Raw genomic sequence first — 21,100 nt, 5'->3', positions numbered from 1 at the left:
AATTTCTATGCTTTGGGGTAAACTATGGAACTATTACAAATGAAACAACTTTTTGTACAAACACTATCTTCAGTTCCTGGAATTGTCAAAATTCGAGAAAACACAGACCAAAATAATTCACACAATTTATCAAACAATATAAACTATGTTGACTTAGTTCAAGTTTTTCAAACCCCGCAGGGTTGAGATTTTATTGCTGCAGTGAGCATTTTAAACTCTGTGTGTGCTAAATTCATCCTTGATGAACTTTATAGTCAAATGGAATATGAATTAACAAAACATAATCAAAAAGTAAATAATATAACTATTTTTATCAGAGGTGTAGAGAATGTCTAAGAATATTAATGGTAAACAATTAGCTAATGCACTATTATCGGCAACTAATGCACTGCTGAATGCAAAAAACCAAATTGATGCGTTAAATGTGTTCCCAGTTCCTGATGGAGATACTGGAACTAATATGGCTGGGACTATGAGTGGTGCAAGCACAAATTTAATGAAAGTATCAGATCAAAGTGCATCACAAGTACTAGCTCAAGTAGCAAATGATATGCTCTATGAATCAAGAGGGAATTCTGGTGTTATCTTAAGTCAAATTTTTAAAGGTTTTTATCAAGGGATTAAAGACAAAGAAGTTTTAAATAGTCATGATTTAACACTTGCGTTTAAGGAAGCATCGTCACGTGCATATAAAGCAGTGTTTAAACCTGTTGAAGGAACTATTTTAAGTGTAATTAGAGAAACAGCAGAAAAATTAAGTGAAAAATACACCAATAGTAATGAAGAGATTGAAAACTTTTTTATTGACGCAGTTAAATATGCAAGAGAGAGCTGTGATAATACCCCTAAAAATTTAAAAATTCTTAAAGAAGTCGGAGTCACTGATTCAGGAGGAGAAGGTTTATACAAAATTATATGGGGGATGAGCGAGTATTTTTCGGGTAGACCAGTTGAAAAAAGTGATAAAACCGAGAACCTTTCTAATTTTATTTCTGATAGTGAAATATATGAAGGAGAATTTGGTTTTTGCACTGAATTCTTGCTAGAATTGAGTGAACCAGAACAATTTGATAAGAATAAATTTATTAAAAAAATCGAAAAAATTGCTAATTCATTAGATGTGATTCAAGATGATAATTTATTAAAAGTGCACGGACACGTACTTAAACCATTAAATATGCTCAACATAGGTCAAAAGTATGGTGAGTTTATTAAAATTAAGTCCGAAAACATGACACTACAAGCAAATAATTCCAAAGCTCAATCAGAAGAATTTGCTAAATCTCAAGCAAAAAATCAAAGAGTACAAAGCGCTATTATTTCATGTAATTTAGGAAATGGAATTATTAAAATAATGCAAGAAAATGGATGTGATTACATTGTAAAAGGTGGTCAATCCCAAAACCCTTCGGTACAAGAATTAATTCAAGCAATTCAAGCTGTGAACGCAGAAAATGTGTATATTCTACCAAACAATAAAAATATTACATTAGTTGCTCAGCAAGCTGCTGTAGCCACTAAAAATTGCAATGTGCATATAATCCCAACTCAATCTCAAATTCAAGGATTAACTGCATTATTGCATTATAACCCTGAAAGTAAAGTTAAAGATAATATCAATAATATCAAAAGTGCTATTAAATCGGTTGGTTCAGGGGAAGTAACTATTGCAGTTAGAGACACAAAAATTAGTGGCGTAAGAATTAAAGAAGGTGATTTTCTTGCTATAGCAAATGGAAAAATTTTACAAACAAGCAAAAGTTCAATTGAAGCAGCTAAATACATTGTTTCTAAGTTAATAAATAAAAAGAGTGAAATTACAACTATTTTTTATGGTGACGAATCTTCTTTAGCTGATGCTCAAGAAATTTCAAATTATATTAATTCAAAATGAGATATTGAAGTTGAAATTTACGAAGGAAACCAACCAAATTATCATTTTTTAATAGGAGTTGAATAAAATGTACAAATATTCAATAGGGTTTGATATTAATGGAAATGATAATGGTCCAATTCAAGCTTATCAAGCTGCACTTGAATTTGCACAAGCTCACCAAGATATTAAATTGGTTCTAGTAGGGGATATTGAAAAGCTAAATATTAACAATTTACCGAATAATATTGAATTAATTAATAATAAAAATGTTCCTAGCGATCCAAAAAACCTTAAACAAACATTAAGAGAAAACACCTCAATTAACCAAGTTATTAATTTATATAGGCAAGGTAAAGTTAATAGTTTATTATCATCGGGAGATAGTGGAAGTTACATTTCGGTATTAACTTTAAAAATTGGTCGTTTAAACGGAGTTTCACGTCCAGCGTTTATGCCAGTAGCTAATGCAATTAACGGAAAGAAATTTGTTTTTTTAGATGTGGGAGCTAATTTAGAAGTTAAATCTCAATGATTAAAAGAATGAGCTCAAATAGCAAATATTTTTTACAAGACCATGTTTAATGAACCTGAACCTAAGGTTGTTGTTTTAAATATTGGAGTTGAAGATTATAAAGGACTAGAAGCCACCAAAGAAGCACATAAAATGCTTAAAGAAAACCCAAATATTAATTATTTAGGGTTCCGTGAAACTAGAGATTTATTTCGAGGGTATTTTGATATTGGAATTATTGATGGATATGGTGGAAATTTAGTGTTAAAAAGTTACGAGGGAGCTGTTTTGACACTAATTGATACTTTAAAAGCAAGTATTAATAAAAATATAAAGCGAAAAATTGGTGGCTTATTAGTTAAAAGCGCTTTTAAAGATGTCATGAAGCAATTAGACTATCGAAATGTAGGAAGTGCATGGGTAATTGGAGTGAATTGTCTAGCTTTAAAAACACACGGTTCAAGTGATAAAAAAAGCTATCTTTCAGCATTAAATCAACTTAAAGAAGCAATGGAAAAAGATTTATTAAACCAAATATTGAAAGAAATTAATTAACTATGAAAATTATTAAAGCAAAATCACTTGATGAATTTTTAAAGCTTCACGAGATTACTCCTAAAGATGTTAAATTATATTTTTCAGCAATTTCACATTCATCTTATGTCGCTCTACGCAAGGGTTTAGAAAATTATGAACAGCTTGAATTTTTAGGAGATTCAGTATTGAGCTTTTTATCTAGTGAGTATATTTTTCTCACTTATTCTAATCTAGAACCAGGAAAACAAACTCGGGTTCGTTCTGCTGCGGTACGTACTGAAACATTAGCTGATTTGTCAGAAAGATTAGGTCTAGTTGATATTTTAAAAACTGGATATAAGCAAACAGCAAATGATGTTAAAAATTCAATTAAAGTTAAAGCGGATGTTTTTGAATCAATGCTCGGAGCAATTTACTTAGATCAAGGAATAGATCAAGCGAGAAAATTTTTAAGCAAATACATTTTTCCAGTTATTGATAAGGTTCATGCTCAAAGCAATAAAGATTCTAAAACGATATTACAAGAGTATATTCAAAGTTTTTCAAAAGACGGAGTTATATACGCTGTTTCACAAAATAGTGATAAAAAATTCTACGCTAAAGTAATTCATGATAAGCAAATTTTTGGTGTTGGAACTGGAAATTCTAAAAAAGAAGCTGAACAAGTGGCGGCTCAAGATGCTTTAAGTAAATTAAAATAAAGGAAGTATATGAAACTAATTAAAATTGAAGCACACGGTTTTAAATCTTTTGCTGATCCAGTAATTTTACGTTTTGATGGTGGAATTGCAGGAATTGTGGGTCCAAATGGTTCAGGGAAAAGCAATATTAACGATGCTATTAAGTGGGTTTTAGGTGAGCAAAGTGCAAAAGAGCTCCGTGGCGATGAAATGAAGGATGTTATTTTTGCTGGTTCCAAAACCACCAAACCACTTGATAAAGCTACTGTAACCTTAACATTTGAAAACAAGGATAATCTTACTTCTTATGAAGGAGATATTATTTCTATCACCCGTTCATTAGATCGCAACAAATCGCTCAATGAATATTTTATTAACGGAAAATTAGCTCGTCATAAAGATATTAAAGCAATTGCTATGGAAACTGGAATTGGAAAAAGTTCACTTGCCATTATTTCCCAAGGAACTGTTAGCGATATTGCACAAGCTAGCGACGAACAACGTCGAGGAATTTTCGAAGAAGCTGCTGGAGTTTCTAAATATAAATTTAGAAAAACCGAATCGTTAAGAAAATTAGAAAAAACCGATGAGTCTCTTAGAGTTATGCAAGCTCATATTTCTGAATTAGAAAAGCAACTAGAGCCACTGAGAAAACAAGCTCAAAAAGCCTTAATTTATAGAGAAAAATCAAATCAACTCAAAAATTTCGAAATTGCATATTTAGCACAAGAAATTAATCGTTTGGATTCATATGTTTGTGAACTTAAAAAAGACCTTGAAGGAGTCGAGGAAACTAAAAACGATTACAAAGTAAAAATTGAAGAATATAATACCAAAATTATTCAAAGAAAAGTTCAACAAGGAGAACTTAATAAACAAATTTCTCAACTTTCAGCGAAAAAAAATAGTGTTGAAACACGTTTGAACGAACTAAAAATTATTTATAACAATGAAACTGCTCACAGAAATTTAATCGCTTCAGGTCAAGTTCAAGCTAATTTACAAGATAAAAAAGAAGCACTTCAACAATCTTATTTAGAAGAAAAACAAGTTTTAGAACATTTAAAAGAATCTCAAGCTGAAGTTCAATCTAAAAAAGAGCAAACTCAACAAGAATTAGTGCAAATTAATGTTGCTATTAACGAGATACAAACTAAAATCAACAATTTAAGAAGAAAAAAATACGAAATTGAAACCGAAGTTAAGATTTTAATTTCTAAAAAACAAAGTCGGAGCAACCTTTATAAAGGAGTAAAAACCATTCTGGATAATGCTCATAATTTTAAAGGACTAAAAGGAATTGTTGGGGATTTAATCAAAGTTGATCGTGAATACAGTAGTGCCATTGAAGCAATTTTGGGCTCAAATGTTCAACACGTGGTCGTAGATACTTCTGAAACAGCAACAAAAGCAATTGAATTTTTAAAAGCTAACAATGGTGGTAGAGCTACCTTTATTCCGCTCAACTCAATAAAAGAAAAGCAAATTCGTGATGATTATTCATTAGTGGTGCGTAATCAACTCGGATTTATTGGGATTGCTAACGAATTAGTTAAAGTTGATGAAAAATATGATGTTTTAAATAAGTTTTTATTAGGAAATGCGATTGTTGTTGATAATATTCGATCAGCCAATAAAATATCACAAATTGTTGATAAAAAATATTTAGTAGTAACTAAAGATGGTGATATTGTTCGTGTTGGTGGGATTATGTCCGGAGGTACCAAACAAGAAAGCGATGATATTCTAGGTATTGAAGATAAAATTATTCAATTACAGCAACTTATTCCTGGAATGAATTCAATTGAACAAAAGAATATTAGCGACCTTGAAAAATTAAAAACTCAAAGTATTAATTTACAAAATTATGTTACATCATATAGTAATGAAATGTCAGCTACAGCTATTTCAATTCAACATGTTCAAGCGAAAATTGACAAAATTCAATCTGATTTTTCACTGATTGGTGATGATGTAACTCAAATAAACGGAGAAACAATCAATACTACTGTTGAACGAATCAATCAACTAGATAAAGAATTAAAAAACTATATTTTTGAACTAAGTGCTCTTGTGCAACAGAAAAACAAAATTGACGCAGAAATTGAACAATTAAATGAACTTAGAAATGAAGGAAATAAATTGTTTAATCAATTAACCGAATCATTTAGTTCGAAATTGTATGATGCCCAAAAATCTGAAGATCAGTTAGCAAAAAACCGCCTTAGACTTTCGGGTTTTTATAATCTAACATTAGAAAATGCACTTGCTAATTATAAATTAGAAATCCCAAGTGAAAAAGCTAGTGAATTAATCGATGAATTGAAAAAAGAAATTAATGCACTTGGAAATGTTAATTTAGATTCTATTGCTCAATTAGAAGAAGTTGAATCTAAATATGATATTTACGTTGCTAATAGAGATGAACTTGAACAAGCTAAAGAAACGGTTATAAATGCAATTAGAGAACTTGATAAGATTATTATTACTCGTTTGACTAATATTGTTAATGATGTTAATGTTGAGTTTGAAAATGTATTTAAATCAATGTTTGGTGGTGGGAGTGCTCAGGTAAAATTTGTTGAACCAAATAATGTGCTCGAAAGTGGAATTTCTATTTATGCTCAACCTCCAGGAAAAAGTGTTAAAAATCTTAAACTGTTCTCAGGTGGAGAAAAGTCACTTATAGCCATTTCACTATTATTTGCGATTTTAAAAGCTCGTCCATTGCCACTTTGTATTTTGGACGAGGTTGAAGCAGCTTTGGATGAATCTAACGTTGTAAGATATGCTAACTATTTACAAGAACTTAAAAAACAAACTCAATTTATAGTTATCACTCACCGTCATGGGACCATGTCTAGAGTTGATCATTTGTTTGGAGCAACTATGCAAAATCGAGGAGTGACTAGTTTCTTTTCAGTAAAACTTTCTGAAGCTGAAAAACTTATTCAAAAGAATAAGGAGCAATAAATATGCAAGATTATCAAAATTTGATTGCAGGTGAGACTAAAATTTACACCATTTTAGCTAATACTTCAGCATATATTTGACAAAAATATCCCAATTTAAATTGAGCTGGTTTTTATGTCAATGAAGATGAACATTTACATTTACACGCATTCCAAGGAAAAGTTGCTTGCTCTATTATTGAGTTTAATCGTGGAGTTTGTGGTTTAGCAGCACGAACTCGTAAAACAATTGTAGTTGATGATGTAAATTCATTTAAAGACCACATTGTTTGTGATATAAATTCAAAAAGTGAAGTAGTTATTCCAATCATTGTCAAATCACAATTATTCGGAGTTTTAGATATTGATGCACCAATTATTAAGCGTTTTGACGCGCTTATGGTTCAAGAACTAGAGCATTTAATTTCTATACTTGTCAAACAACTTGAAAATATTTTATAAATAATAAAATAAAAAAGAAATAAGGGGATATAACCCCTTATTTTAGTACAATTAAAAATATGAAAAAATTTGATGTACAAATCGTCAATTTACCTGATCAAGTTTTACGGAAAAAGTCAATCGATGTTCCGATTCCTTTAAGCGAAGAAGATATTCAATTAGCTGAAAAAATGATTTATCATATTGACGATTCACAAAGAGAGGGAAGTGAGTTTCGAGCAGGAGTCGGAGTAGCTGCTGTTCAATATGGGATATTAAAAAATGTATTTTATGTATATTTACCCGACGAAAAAGGGGATGCGATTTTTAAGGATGTATTATTTAACCCTAAAATTGTGCGTAAAAGCGATCAATTAGTTGCTTTATCACAAGGAGAAGGATGCTTATCAGTTCCTGAAGAATGACCCAAACAAGAAGGATATGTACCCAGAAGTAATAAGATTACTGTACAAGCGTATAGTTATAATAAGCAAGGGATGTACACCTTTGATTTAACAGGTTATTTAGCGATTATTTTTCAACATGAGCTAGATCACCTTAATGGAAAACTGTTTATTGATCGTATCAATCAAAAAGATCCATGAAAAAAACCAAACAGGAGAACAATTTTAATTTAACATGAATGAACAAATTAAACAATATTTAGAAAGTATAGTAAACTTTTTCAATGGCGGAGCAGGAATAGGAATTCTTACTAGCTTATCACTTTGAGTTTTATTATCCGGAATTATCGGAGGATTCTTTTATAGATGAAAATTTTTAATCACTGTTGGGGTTGCGATGGTATTAGGAATGATCACTGGCCCAATATCACTGGCAGTATTAAAATCAATTGCAAGTAATGCTGATAAAGATTATAAAGAAGCTATTGAGAAAATCATATATTATGCTCCGATTTATTTATCATTAATCGTCTTTTTTGCTATTTATACAATCTCATTCATTATTTATACAATTATTTGCCTAGTGAAATTGAAAGTTTTACGAAATGCAAGAAAATCAACTTTATGAAAAAGAATTTTATACGGACTTGGAACAGGGGTTTTAATGGTACCAGCTGCTGTATCGCTTTCCGCATCGCTTCAAACTAAAAAGAAACAAGATGATGGTTTTACTAGATTTAGCATTGGTTTTATGACTCTTTTCCAAAGTAAAAACCCTTCGGTTTTTGTAAGTAAACTTGATGATCTTTTGAAAATTTCAAATATTGCAACTGATCCTAAATTTCAAGAAGCTTTAAATAAAGATTATAGTAAACTAGACCCAAAAGAACAAGAAAAATTCCAAGAAGACGTGGTTAAACCTTTAGCTAATATTCTTAATGACCCAGAAATAAGAAAAAATTCACTTGATGTTTTAGATAAAGTAAAAGTTAGCGAAGGAAAAACAGTCGGTCAGCTTGCTGATTCATATTCACCAGAAATTAAAAAAGCTGAAGACGAACTTACTAAATCAAACTCTGAATATGCTACAGCTGCACCAGAACGTAAAAAAGAAATTTTAATTGACACAGTTAATAAAGAATTAGATAAACAAATTGAAGAAGGTAATTTTTCTGCACAATTAAAGCTAGTTTCTGATTCGGTCGGACTCCTTAATGAAGATGCTAAAAAAGATGTTATTGCTTGAATTGGAAAATCAATTGATACTCAATTAGGTAAAGACAGTGGATTTTCAGATGATATTTTAAGTGGTGTTCTTGATCACGTAATTAAAAATTTTAACAAACCAAAGAATTAAGAAAGTTAATGCTTATAAATGATTGTTACAAATCGACTTCTTATAGAAGAAGAAATAAAACAAGAAAATGAAACTCAAGAACTATTTTTAAAAGAAGAATTAGAAAAATCGACCATAAAAGCACGAAAAATTATTTTTAAAGAAAAATTTTTCTATATATCATTAAATATGTTTTGAATTGTAATCTTATTTACAAGCATTTGTGGTGGGGTGTTAAATTATTTTTGATTTAATCCAAAGAACGGGTCACATAAAATTGGAAATTGAATAATTGTAGGTGTGTTCTTTTTGTTAAGTTGCTCTATCATTTTATATAATCTTATTAAGTTACGTAAAATCGAAAAACTTTATCAAAACATTCAAAAATGAAGTTTTTTAAAGCAATTTAATTTATTTTTCAAAAATTTGTATTGGAATTTAGAAATGAGCAAACCTCGATACTTTTGGTTGTACGCATTTTTTATGACTTATTTTGGTCTATTTACCATTATTGTTTATAGTTTGTATATGACGGGTAATTTAGTAATTACTCCATATACTAATGGTTGATGAACAAATCAATATTTAACAGTAATTAATAGTCTTGTATTCTTTTTTGAAATTTCATTTGGCAGTGTAGCAATTTTTGCATGAGGAAGTTTAGCTCTTGTTATATTAGGGACAGTTCTTTATATTATTTTCTTGTGAAGTTATAAAAAAAGAACAGAAAATATTTTAGGATTGCAAATAAACTTAGAAATAGATAAATTTTATGATTTAAGATTATATATTAATAGATTTTGACGTAAACTTTATTTTATTTTGTTCTTTATAGTGTTCTTACTAACACCAATTATTTTATTAATAATAGCTGCTTTTATACTGATTTTAATTTATATTATTATATCCATAATTGCTTCGTTTTCAGGAACGTCAACTAAAAAAAGATACTAAAGGAGAGTTAAATGTTTGAACCAAAAACTTCAAATGATACTGTTGAATTGCAACCAAGTAATGAGCTTGATAAGCAAATTAAAGAACAAGAAAAAGTAATTCATCAGTATAAAGATCCCCAAGGACAAATACCTCCTGGAATGTATCATATTCTTAAAAGAGAAAGAAAGATTCTTAAAATGGGTATTTTGTTTTGGTTGTTGATACTTTTAGCAACAATTACAGCAGGATTATGTAATTACTTCCTAAATACAGCAAAAGACCCTAAATCAGGAATCTTAAACTGAATAATTATTGCAATTGTCGGTTCAATTACTTTTTACTTACTGGTTAAAAATCTGGTTCGTAAGTCATCCTTTAAAAGCATTGAAAGAAGATATAGGGATAGTTATGAAAAAGGAGATATAGCTGCAAGTACTGTATTTGCTGATTTATATAAATCAATTGCTCGCAAATTAATTAGCTATACTTGAATTTATGTCTTTTTTATGACGTTTTTTGCACTTATGGTTTTATTCATTTACCTTTTATATAACGCAAAGGAGTGAGAAGTTAAAACCAGTCCAGGGAGTCCTTTTAAAATAGAATTAAAACTTAATTTTGTTCAAATTTTTAATGGATGATTTGGAAATACCATTGCATTTCTTTGAATTAGTTTATTTATAATCATTAGTGTGACCGTTCTATACATTTTTATTCGTTTATATAGCAAAAAGAGAATCCAAGACGTTAAAACTCTAATTATTCATGATAGTGCTCAATACATTAGCAATGTACAAGCATCGAAAAAATCACTTAATAGAGCTTGACGAAATACTTATATAGTCGTCTTTGTTTTGGTTTATTTATTACCATTTGCATTATTGTTATTTTTAATTTGACGCGGAATAATTAGAAGGAGAAAATAATGAAAGTTTTAGTAATTTTAGAAAATAAATTTAACGATGTTGAGTTAGTAACTCCGCTTTCATGCTTAAAAAGAGCAGATTCAAAAATTGTAATCGATTATTATCACCCAAGTGAAAAAAGTCTTTTAAGCCAATATCAAATATTTGAAATTAATAATATTAAAAACAATGTGAATGTAAATGATTATGATTTAGTCTTTGTTCCAGGTGGATTTGCAGCTCAATTATTGAGATTAAATCAGCAAGCGTTAAAATTAATTGGTTCATTTAAAGGCCCAATTGCTGCTATTTGTGATGCCCCTAATACTCTAAGAGAACACAATTTAATTGATAAATATACTCCTTATTCAGCATATCCAAGCACTTGGTCTGAACCATTTATAACACAGCATTATCGTCAAGCTTATGTAACTAATTTATTAAAAGAAAAAAACCTTATTACCGCTAGATGTGCTGATGCGGCTATGCAATTAGGGTATGAATTAGTTGAGCACTTTTATGGACAAGAAGCTCTAGAAAAAGTTCATATAGCTATGAGAACTACAAAATAGCACTTTGGGTGCTATTTTTTACCAAAGGAGAGCTATGTTAAGAATTATCGCAGGGAAATATAAAAATAAAAAAATTCAACAACCCGAAAAAGAACTTACACGTGCTAGTACAGAGAAAGTCCGTGAAGCTGTTTTTTCAAGCTTACACTTTAAAATTCAAAATGCTCAATGTTTAGATTTATTTGCTGGAAGTGGAGCATGAAGTATTGAAGCAGAAAGTCGAGGAGCAAGCTCTGTGCTTGCAATAGAAAAAAATAAAACTGCTTTTGGAGTAATTGTTAATAACTTAAATTTACTCAAAACTGAAAAGATTAAACCAATTAATACTGATGCAATTGAGTATTTAAGTAAAATTAAAGAAACTTTTGATTTTATTTTTATTGATGCTCCGTTTAAAAATACTGAGTTAGTGAATAATTCTTTAGATTTAATCAGTAAAAACCAACTTTTAAATCCAGATGGTGAAATTATCATTGAAACAGATTTATCTCAAGAAATTATTATTCCCGAAACATTAAAAATTTATAAGCAGAAACAACACGGAAGAATTGAGTTACTTTATGTGTGCTGAAATTAAATTTCAAGCTACTTGTATCGAACTGAGTTATCAAGGATATGGAGTGGTTTTGTATGAACAAAAACGTATTTTTGTTCCTGATTTATTCCCTGGAGAACAAGCAATAATTAAATTAACAAAATTACACTCTAAATATGGTTATGGTGAAGTTGATTTGATAATTAAACGAACTGTGCATCGAACTCAAAATCAAATCTCCACAACCAGTGCATCATTAATTAATTTACAATATAGTGAGCAATTAAAATGAAAAGATCAATATTTAAACAATTTATTAGTCAAAAATTTGAATATTAAACCTGATACAATTAAAAAAATAATACCAAGTAAGCAAATATTAAACTATCGTAATAAAGCACGATACGCACTAAAAACAGTGAAAAACAAAATATTTTATGCTGAACATATCAATAAAAGCAAAACATTAACAACAGTGAGTGATTTTTCACTTAACCAAAATTCATTAAATGAAATTTTAAGCTTTTTATTAGAGCAGCTTAATCTTGTTTATAAAAACGATTTAAACAAGATTAAGTTTATTAATGAAATAACAATTAGAGTCAATCCAGATAAACATGCACAAATTCTATTTAACTTACATTCGGACTATGATCTTCCACTTAAATTAATTAAATTACTTAACCAAAACACTTTTATTATTGATTTATGTGTACAAAAGAAAAATAAAATATTATCTATTTTCAAAAAACAAGATTTTATCATTACAATTTCAGATAAACAATTTGCAATTGAATGTGACAATTTTTTCCAAGTTAATTTAAATATTTTTGAAAAGATTCTTGATGTGATTAAATTTAATTTATCTAGCAAAAAATCTCAACAAATTTTAATTGATGCTTATTGTGGTGTGGGTGTTTTTTCACAAATTTTAAATAAAGAGTTTAAAGAAACAATTGGAATAGAAGTAAATCCAAATTCAATTCAAAAAGCAAAATATAATGCATTAATAAACAAAATTGACAATACTCTTTATTACTCTGGAAGGGTCGAAGATATTATTAATGATAAATATATTTCTACAAATAATGCAACTTTAATAATTGACCCACCACGAGCTGGAATAGATATTAAAGTGATTAATTGAATAAATGATAATAAAATTGCTAATGTTATTTATTTATCGTGTGACCCAAGAACATTAACAAGAGATTTTAAGGAATTTATCAAAAATAAATACATTGTTGAGCAAATTATCCCTTTTGATATGTTTCCTAATACGCACCACATTGAAACATTAGTACTTTTGACTAAACTTAATGTTAAATAAAAATAAGCTTGTCACTAATCATCCTGTTGTCTGGTGTTTTACTAACTTTTGGGGATAAGTAAGCACTAATTCGAGAGTAAAAACCCAAAATACTTTAATATGTTAAACTATTTTATGAAAAGGAGGTGTTATGCAGCTTTTAGATATAAAGAGAATGGCGCACAACATTCTTAAAAATCAAAACATAGAAAGCAGTTTTATCGAGTATAAAAAATCAGCAAAGTTTAAAGATAAAATTCTAAAAACTGCTTGTGCCTTTGCTAATAATTACATGAACAATGAGATTGGATTGTTGTTTATCGGAATTGAAGAAGTTGATAATAAAAAAACAGGAGAAAAAGCAATTCCTAAAAGACCAATAACAGGAATAAAAGAGTCTCAAATTGAAGGAATTGAAAATGAATTAAAATCTCTTCTTTCTAATATTCGTCCTAAAATCAAATACCATATTATTACAGATAAAATTGATAATGAATACTATATTGTCGTTGCAGTAGAGAGTTCTAGCAACGGTCCGTTTCAAACAACCGAAAAGGCAGAAAAAGATAAAGATATTAAGTTAAAGGTAGGAAGATACATCAGAGTCGCTAGAGAGTCAAGACTCCCAAATCCAACTGAAGAATATGAGCTTTTGAAGAAATTTACAAACTTTTCTTTTAGCTCAAATTTGAATGATACAGCGACCATAGATGATTTAAGCTATGAATACATGAAAGAATATTTGCTTGAGACGGGAGCAAAGCAAGATATTAGAGAAATGTCTAAGCTTGATATGGCAAAAAGTATGGGGCTTGTAAGTGAAAGCGAGCACGGTGGATATAGAGCTAAAAATTTTGCTGTGTTGATGTTTGCTGAAAAACCAAATAAATTTATTCCAAATGCACATGTTGAAGTCATAAGAGAAATTGATGGAACTGATAAAATGGAAGCAAAAAGATTTGAAGGTCCAATTTGAATACAAGCAAAACAAGTAAGCAAATATTTTGAAGATAATATTATGGCTTCATATACCATAAGAAAAGCAGATAAAATTGAGCATAAGATAATCTATAACTATCCTCTTACAGCATTTGAAGAGCTTGCTACTAATGCTATTTTGCATAAGGAATACGAAACACCTGAATATGTGGGGATATACATTTATAAAGACAGAATTTCATTTGTAAATCATAATAGACCGCTTCCTCCTGTAACCATTGAATCTCTTAACAAAGACAGAAGTTTTGATAGAAGACAGTATCTTAATAAGGAACTTAAAAATATGTTCTTTTCACTTAATTTGATAGAGTCTTATGGATCGGGAATAAGACGTGCAAAGGATTCACTTTTAGAAAATGGGTCTCCTGAGCTTAAGTTTTATCTCGATAATGAAGAAGATAATTATACCAATCCGGTTATGTATTTGAATAAAGAGTTTTTTAAAGAGTTTGATAGTAGTAAAGATAAAAAAACTAGCATGAAAACTAGCATGAAAACTAGCATGAAAACTAGCATGAAAACTACTACTAAAGAGGAAGAGATTATTAATATAATTTCTAAGAATCCTTACACAAGTACAAAAGAAATCGCAGAAAAACTAAATATTACTATTCAAGGTGTGCGATATCATTTGTTTAAAATGAGAAAAGGTGGACTTATTCGATATGAAGGTTCAACAAAATTAGGCTACTGGGTAATTATAAAATAGTGGTAAAATAAAATACACACAAATTAAATTAAAATCTATTCACTAGCATAATCGATCAGAAATTAAATATATAGCAAATTTAGCGACTTTTAAAATCGTTTAATCTCATAAAATGTGACTTAACACTTTTTATTATTTCTAATTAGGAAACAAGATAAAATGGTTTTATCTATAATTAAATTGCAATTTATTGATTTATTTTTAATAGATTGTTTAACAATTAAATATATTAAAAGGAATATAATTTTAAATTATGAAAAGAGCTTTTCTAAAAAGATTTTTATTAACTATTCCAGTAGGATTAGGGGTAGTTACTAGTTCTGCAAGCTGTGGTTTTTTTGGTGGAGAACCAAATACATCAAACCCTGGTGTAGGTTCAAGAAATTTTGCTTCAGTGAATTTAAAAAATATTGATTTATCAAATGAATATTTTGATTTTAATAATGATGAAAATTCTCCAAAAAAAGTAATTCCTATTACTGAAAATGAAACTTTTATTGTTAATCGAAATTCATTGTCAAAACAAGATCAAGAAAAAATCTTACAAGAAATTAATTCCACTGTAGATAATTTTAATAACGTACAAGAAAAACAAGATTCTGAAAAACGTTTTTACATTGAATTTAAAGATTCTTATACTGGAATTGTATTTAAAGAATATTCATATGGAACTGATAAAGACGGAATCCATCGTTACATGCTTGGTAAAAATGCTTTAGTTAAATTTGCTCAAGAATTCAAGCGAAAAGTTCCGTTTGGACCTGAAGTTCATCAACTTGAAGGTATTAATATTAATGATTTTAATGTTATTCCAGCTTCAGCAAACGGTGTTTATATTACCCAAAATAAAAATATTTACTTAAATGGATATTTATTGCTTGAAAAAGGTATCAGTTTATACGCAATTATGAGTTCATTAATGGGAACCTTATTCCATGAATATATGCACCATTGAGCAAACACTTATGCTCAAGTAGGTTTGTTAATTGACCATTATGGTTCTCAAAAAGATAAATATAACAATTCAAGAATTATTTATCATGGTGCTTCAGAAGAGAATCAAGGTTCAGAAATTCAAATTTGGAATGGTTATTTTACTGAAGAGTTTAAGAATTTATTAAACTGGAATGTTAATCTAAAAGCTGATTTATCAGGGAACGAAAGTTATGAACTAGCTACAAACCGAGATAAAAAGAGATTTTTAAGTAGTGTTTTTTCTCCTAGCGAATTATGAAATTATGCTAATACATACGAAGATAAATTCAAATTTTCAAATGATACTCAATTATTATATTCAACTGATGGAAATTTTAAAATTTCTCCTGACAATATTAAATATATTTATTCACTTACCGAATCAGTTGCACGTGAGTACACAAAATATGCTTATGAAAGTTATTTTCCTATCAACCAAGGAAATATTGATGAAATTGCCAAAAAAGATAGAAATAAAAATTATTCATTTTCATGATTCGGAGCAACAATTACAAATGATAGTTCAACAGCACTTTTGAATTACGGCTCAGGTAATGATTGACTAAGAACATATTTGACACATTCAAGTGTTGCGTATACCAATAGATTTTTTAAACTAGATGATTATTTAGCGTTTCCAGATAGTGTTTTTGCATTTAATTACAAGGGAAAACTTACAGGAGATAATACTGATTTAGATAAAAGTAGACTTTATACTTTAAAAGATGAGTTTAAAAATAACCGTAGCAAAAAGTTTTATAATTTATTCCTTGAAACCATGGGATACGGGAAAGAAATTTCTCAAATTTTCCCTCAAGTAAAATGAAGATGAGACGATCGAATCAATGATACTAATAAACTTCATCAAAAATTATGAACTGATAGTGTAGCTAGAAGTTTTATTAAATTTTCAGGATATTTAAAAGATAAACAAGAAACTGGTTTTGCGATTGTTTCAAACAGTGGAAATATCAAAACTACTAAATTTAAATATCAAGACACCTTTAATTTCTTTGGGAAAGGAGCGTTCGACCAAGGAGCGTCTCTATTAGATAGAAAAGAAAGACAGCAACAAATTAATACTAGACTATATCCAGAATTAGATCAAGTCTTTTATCCATATGTTACTGAAAATTATGTCAAATTAAGTGAAGGGGATAAAATTTACTTTTGAAGAGATTTAAATAACGATGGTGTAGCACAACAAAATGAAATAGAGTTTAATCGAAACATTTCAATACCAACTTTTAGAAGGGTTACTACTGATCAAGGAAGCACTGGGGATGCTAGCAGAGAAATTTATTTAGAAAACGAAAATGGAACTTTAATTACTAAAACCGTTTAAATAGAGACTTCTTGTCTCTATTTTTAATTCTTTTAAGCACAAATAAATAAGCTCTTTTAATTCGAGAACTTGTATAACGTTTACTTACACAACTTTGAATAAAAGAATCATAATCAGGAGCATTAATTTGCTTTTTAAATAAATTCTCGATTCCTTCAGAAATCATTTTATATTTAGCTAAAGTTTGTGCAGGAGTGTTTTTAATAATTTTTCGAAACTTTTGGTATGTGTCTTGAATTCTTTTATTTAAAATATCCTCACGTTTTACTGGTGTAAAAGGAGAAATGTCTTCATTATTTTGAATCATTTGTCTAATTTTGGTTGCACTTGCAAATTTACCTAAAGTTTGCTCAGAGTGAAACTGAATTGTTCTTTTAAGAGCAATTGGAGTGATTGCTAAATTGCAATTAACAATTGTTTTAACATATTCCAGTCCCAAAATATCATTAGGCATAGAAATATCAGTTCCTGTTAATTCTTGAAGAGCTAAATTTGTAGCTCTTGGAAAGCTTAGAGCTTGTTTTAAATATTTTTTAACTAATTGATCATATTCATTTTTTTGTTCTTTTAAAATATGAGCAATTTTAATTAGTTGCTCAACATTCCCGCTCTCACTTCCAAATACTAAATATTCAATTCCTTTTTTAGACAATTTCAGCACACTTTCTCTAGCAAAAATATGAGCAGCCTGAGAGGAAATATTTATTTTAAGTTTAATAAATTTATTAACTCCATATTTACGAGCAATTTTCTTACGCCTGCTTCAAGACATGCAAATGTATTCGCCTCTTTGTGAATATTGATGTGACATAGCAACATAAATTTTGCTATGAGGGAATTTTTGTTTAACCACATTTAGCTGATAAATATGTCCATTATGGAAAGGGTTATATTCAGCAACAATACCAATTTTAGTCTTTTTCATTATTCAAATTTTATATAAAAAATTAGCATGAGCTAATTTTTACATACGAATATTTCCTGTTGTTCTTGGATAAGGAATGACATCTCTAATATTATCAACACCAGTGACGTACATAACTAATCTTTCAAATCCAAGGCCAAAACCAGCCGATCCAACATTTCCAAATCTACGAAGATCTAAATATCATTTGAGTTCTTCTTTATTAATTCCTAACTCTTCGATCCGAGAGCTTAATTTTTCAACATCATTTTCTCTTTGACTTCCACCAACAAGTTCTCCGACCCCAGGAACCAATAAATCAAACGAAGCAACAGTTTTACCATCATCATTTTGCTTCATATAAAAAGCTTTAAAATCTTTAGGGAAGTTAATAACTGCAATAGGAGCTTTATAAACTACTTCAGTTAAATATTTTTCATGCTCGGTAGCTAAATCTAAACCAAATTTAATATCTTTATTTTCGAATATATCCTTAACTTGTGCTAATTGCTCAATAGCTGTTGAATATTCAACAATTTTTAAAGGAGTATTTAAAAAATCATTAATTCTTAAAAGTAAAGTGTTATCAACATTATCATTAAGGTATTGCATTTCATCTTTATGTTTGAAAATAGTGTTGCGAACAACTACTTTGATTAAATCATCAGCTAAAGCAATATCGTCAAATAAATCATAAAAGGCAACTTCGGGTTCAATCATCCAAAATTCGGCCAAATGACGTTTAGTGTTTGATTTTTCTGCTCTAAAAGTTGGAGCAAAAGTGTAAATTTTTTTCATTCCTAGGGCCGCAGATTCACCGTGTAATTGACCAGTTACTCCTAGAGTAGCTTTTTTATCTTTTCCAAAAAATGGTTCCTTATCTGAATCGTCAACATTAAAAGTTTCACCAGCTCCCTCACCATCATTGCTAGTGATAATGGGAGAATTCATATAATAAAAATCTCTTTGCATAAAGTATCGATGCACTTCTTGTGCTAAAGTTGAACGAATAAGCATAATTGCTTTAAGTAAATTAGTTCTATGTCTTAGATGAGGAAGCTCTCTAAGAGTTTCAAGTTTAATTTCTTGGTTTTGAATTGGATAATCTTCATGAGCAATTGAATATGAGACAATTTCAAGAGCTTCAAGCTCAATTGGTTGTTGAGCTTGAGGGGTTTCTTTTAAAATACCTTTAACCACTAAACCAGAACCATTTTTAAATTTATCAAGCAAATCAAAATCAAAAGTTCCTTCTTTAAAAACCACTTGCATTGATTTAATGGTTGAACCATCGTTAATAGAAATAAAACGAACCTTTTTATTTCCTCTATTTGAAACTACCCACCCTTTAAGTGTGTATTTTCTTTGGTCAAAATATGGAGGTTTTTGTAATATTTTCTTTACTGAATGCATTTTGCTCCTTTTATTTATTCATTGATTTTTAATTATACTTTATTTATTCATTTTTAGCTAAAACAACGAACTGACCAATTGATTCAAAGCCAATTTTTTCATACAATTTGATAGCATTTAAGTTATTTGAAAACAAAATAGGAGTTTTATTAATTTTCAAGATATCTTTACATAAATTAACTACACAATCAAAAGCATAACCTTTTTGTCGAGCACTTGGAAGTGTAAAAATGCGACCAAGCATAATTGCTAAATTAGTTACTGCTGAAGATGCTGCATGAGCTAATACTTGATTTTCTTGTTCAATAATATATCCAAAATAAGAACCAATTTTATGTGCTTGTTCTAAATATTGTACATTATATAATTGTTCACCTAAACCCTCAAACTCTTTAATTTGTTGACACCCTTGTACAATTGAATGAATATCCTTAATCTCAATTTTACGAGATTTTAGTTCCATATTCTGGTATTTTTGAATGAATGTTTCACTATTTAATTTCATAAAAGTTTCTGTATAAATTGTGTAATTAAATCCATGTTCTTTTAGGACACTAACTAATTTTTCAGGGTTTAATCCAACTAATAAAATATTAGCAACATTATGAGATTGGATAATATTGATAAATGATTGCTTATCAAAAAATTCATCTTTAAGATAAATCACTAGATTTCCATGAAAATATAAAATAATATCTTGGAGCTCACCCTCGTTTATATAAGTAAAAATGGAATTATTTTCATATAGTCCAAAGTTTTCAATATCTGAAATTAAGAAGGTATTTAAGAATGGCTGATTTTGATATAAAAATTCTAATATCTCCTGTTTTTGTGCGTTTTGGGCATGAATAAATTTTCTCATTTCTTAATTATAACGATTTTATTTAACTTTAAAAAAGTAAATCCAAAATGAAAAAAATATCAAAAACAAAGCGTTTTTCATATTTATATCGTTAAAACCTTATAATTATTATGAGATCCTATCGTTGATCTCCTCTTTTGAAAGAAAGAGTACTCGCTTAATATTTTCTGACATACTTATTTTATTATTTACTTTAATAGTTTCTATCTGAAACCATCAATATTTATTATAGATTTTAATACATAAGACTTTCATCTCTCTCGTTTTTTCTCTTATATAATATTATCTATACTTTTTTATATGTTTAACCAAATCCAAGGAATTGGATTTGGTTATTTTATAAATCTTAAAAGAAAAACACCTTTCGGTGTTTTTTAGGATCACTAAAATGAAATGGAGCGAGTGAAGGGAATCGAACCCTCATAGTCAGCTTGGAAGGCTGAAGTTCTGCCATTAAACTACACTCGCACTTAAATGGTTGCTTTATAATTATAATATAAAAAATTTAAAGTCAACCAATTTTTAACATTTTTTTGCTTAAGTTTTAAAATCTTTATTAAATCTTATCTTTTAAGGCTTTAATTTCTTCTTCTAGTTTTGATTTTAGCATTTCTTGTTCGTTTGCTTTTTATAAAACGCTAAAATCATCATTAAATTTATAAATAGTATCAGCGTCTAAATATTTAATTTGAAAGCAACATCCATATATTTACTTGATGCTCCATTTTGTTTTAAATCTTCAACAACAAAATCTCTAATTTTGTCTCCTGACATATATTTATATTTTTGATTATTTGTATTCATATTTTGTCACTCCTCAATAACTTTTAAGTTTTGTGGATTAATCATATTTTATGACTCTTTTTAAACTTGAAAATATGTATTGGTAAAATTAAACTA

General features: G+C 28.8%; 19 protein-coding genes and 1 tRNA gene. 15 read left to right on the top strand and 5 right to left on the bottom strand.

Annotated features, from left to right (window positions below):
- Positions 1-24 precede the first annotated feature (24 nt).
- The 15 genes from AC1RP9_RS03625 (at position 25) to AC1RP9_RS03555 (ending at position 17,021) form a co-directional block, all read left to right on the top strand.
- Positions 25-336 carry a hypothetical protein gene (locus AC1RP9_RS03625; RefSeq protein WP_481822260.1) on the top strand — a complete coding sequence of 104 codons (312 nt, stop codon included), beginning with the start codon at positions 25-27 and terminating at the stop codon, positions 334-336.
- Positions 329-1,960: a DAK2 domain-containing protein gene (locus AC1RP9_RS03620; RefSeq protein WP_481822258.1), complete on the top strand. Its 1,632-nt coding sequence runs from the start codon at positions 329-331 to the stop codon at positions 1,958-1,960. Before AC1RP9_RS03625 ends, AC1RP9_RS03620 begins: the two co-directional genes overlap by 8 nt.
- A gap of 1 nt (position 1,961) precedes the next feature.
- Positions 1,962-2,942, top strand: a complete 981-nt coding sequence (gene plsX / locus AC1RP9_RS03615; RefSeq protein ID WP_481822256.1) for a phosphate acyltransferase PlsX — start codon at positions 1,962-1,964, stop codon at positions 2,940-2,942.
- A gap of 2 nt (positions 2,943-2,944) precedes the next feature.
- A complete protein-coding gene (gene rnc, locus AC1RP9_RS03610; protein ID WP_481822254.1) occupies positions 2,945-3,625 on the top strand; it encodes a ribonuclease III in 681 nt (226 codons plus the stop codon).
- 9 nt (positions 3,626-3,634) lie between these two features.
- Entirely contained in the window at positions 3,635-6,577 is a 2,943-nt protein-coding gene (locus AC1RP9_RS03605) for an AAA family ATPase (RefSeq protein ID WP_481822252.1), read from the top strand.
- 2 nt (positions 6,578-6,579) lie between these two features.
- Positions 6,580-7,017, top strand: a complete 438-nt coding sequence (locus AC1RP9_RS03600) for a GAF domain-containing protein (protein WP_481822250.1) — start codon at positions 6,580-6,582, stop codon at positions 7,015-7,017.
- A 59-nt stretch (positions 7,018-7,076) separates the two neighbouring features.
- Complete coding sequence (gene def, locus AC1RP9_RS03595) at positions 7,077-7,634, top strand: peptide deformylase (protein WP_481822248.1); 558 nt, start codon at positions 7,077-7,079, stop codon at positions 7,632-7,634.
- A 1-nt stretch (position 7,635) separates the two neighbouring features.
- On the top strand, positions 7,636-8,757 hold the full coding sequence (locus AC1RP9_RS03590; protein ID WP_481822246.1) for a hypothetical protein: 1,122 nt from the start codon (positions 7,636-7,638) through the stop codon (positions 8,755-8,757).
- A gap of 18 nt (positions 8,758-8,775) precedes the next feature.
- The gene (locus AC1RP9_RS03585) at positions 8,776-9,690 is read left to right on the top strand and encodes an MSC_0882 family membrane protein (RefSeq protein ID WP_481822244.1); all 915 of its coding nucleotides are present in this window, start codon (positions 8,776-8,778) and stop codon (positions 9,688-9,690) included.
- Between the two features lie 11 nt (positions 9,691-9,701).
- Positions 9,702-10,598: an MSC_0882 family membrane protein gene (locus AC1RP9_RS03580; RefSeq protein ID WP_481822242.1), complete on the top strand. Its 897-nt coding sequence runs from the start codon at positions 9,702-9,704 to the stop codon at positions 10,596-10,598.
- The gene (locus AC1RP9_RS03575) at positions 10,598-11,149 is read left to right on the top strand and encodes a DJ-1/PfpI family protein (RefSeq protein WP_481822240.1); all 552 of its coding nucleotides are present in this window, start codon (positions 10,598-10,600) and stop codon (positions 11,147-11,149) included. Before AC1RP9_RS03580 ends, AC1RP9_RS03575 begins: the two co-directional genes overlap by 1 nt.
- Positions 11,150-11,183: 34 nt before the next feature.
- On the top strand, positions 11,184-11,726 hold the full coding sequence (rsmD, locus tag AC1RP9_RS03570) for a 16S rRNA (guanine(966)-N(2))-methyltransferase RsmD (RefSeq protein ID WP_481822238.1): 543 nt from the start codon (positions 11,184-11,186) through the stop codon (positions 11,724-11,726).
- Positions 11,710-13,014: a 23S rRNA (uracil(1939)-C(5))-methyltransferase RlmD gene (rlmD, locus tag AC1RP9_RS03565; RefSeq protein WP_481822236.1), complete on the top strand. Its 1,305-nt coding sequence runs from the start codon at positions 11,710-11,712 to the stop codon at positions 13,012-13,014. Before rsmD ends, rlmD begins: the two co-directional genes overlap by 17 nt.
- Before the next feature lie 130 nt (positions 13,015-13,144).
- Positions 13,145-14,701, top strand: coding sequence for an RNA-binding domain-containing protein (locus tag AC1RP9_RS03560; protein ID WP_481822234.1), 1,557 nt, complete (start codon positions 13,145-13,147; stop codon positions 14,699-14,701).
- A gap of 253 nt (positions 14,702-14,954) precedes the next feature.
- Positions 14,955-17,021, top strand: a complete 2,067-nt coding sequence (locus AC1RP9_RS03555; RefSeq protein ID WP_481822232.1) for an MYPU_1760 family metalloprotease — start codon at positions 14,955-14,957, stop codon at positions 17,019-17,021.
- On the opposite strand, the gene AC1RP9_RS03550 is transcribed toward AC1RP9_RS03555, so the two are convergent.
- The 5 genes from AC1RP9_RS03550 to AC1RP9_RS03530 form a co-directional block, all read right to left on the bottom strand.
- Entirely contained in the window at positions 17,008-17,946 is a 939-nt protein-coding gene (locus AC1RP9_RS03550; protein ID WP_481822230.1) for a nucleotidyltransferase, read from the bottom strand. The genes AC1RP9_RS03555 and AC1RP9_RS03550 overlap by 14 nt on opposite strands.
- 39 nt (positions 17,947-17,985) lie before the next feature.
- Positions 17,986-19,338, bottom strand: coding sequence for an asparagine--tRNA ligase (gene asnS, locus AC1RP9_RS03545; protein ID WP_481822228.1), 1,353 nt, complete (start codon positions 19,336-19,338; stop codon positions 17,986-17,988).
- Between the two features lie 43 nt (positions 19,339-19,381).
- The gene (locus AC1RP9_RS03540) at positions 19,382-20,200 is read right to left on the bottom strand and encodes a GNAT family N-acetyltransferase (protein ID WP_481822226.1); all 819 of its coding nucleotides are present in this window, start codon (positions 20,198-20,200) and stop codon (positions 19,382-19,384) included.
- Between the two features lie 394 nt (positions 20,201-20,594).
- Positions 20,595-20,668, bottom strand: a tRNA-Gly gene (locus tag AC1RP9_RS03535).
- A gap of 207 nt (positions 20,669-20,875) precedes the next feature.
- A complete protein-coding gene (locus tag AC1RP9_RS03530) occupies positions 20,876-21,049 on the bottom strand; it encodes a hypothetical protein (RefSeq protein ID WP_481822224.1) in 174 nt (57 codons plus the stop codon).
- Positions 21,050-21,100 lie beyond the last annotated feature (51 nt).

It is taken from the genome of Mycoplasma sp. 3686h (assembly GCF_056781225.1).
This window is presented reverse-complemented; position numbering and strand designations above follow the sequence as displayed.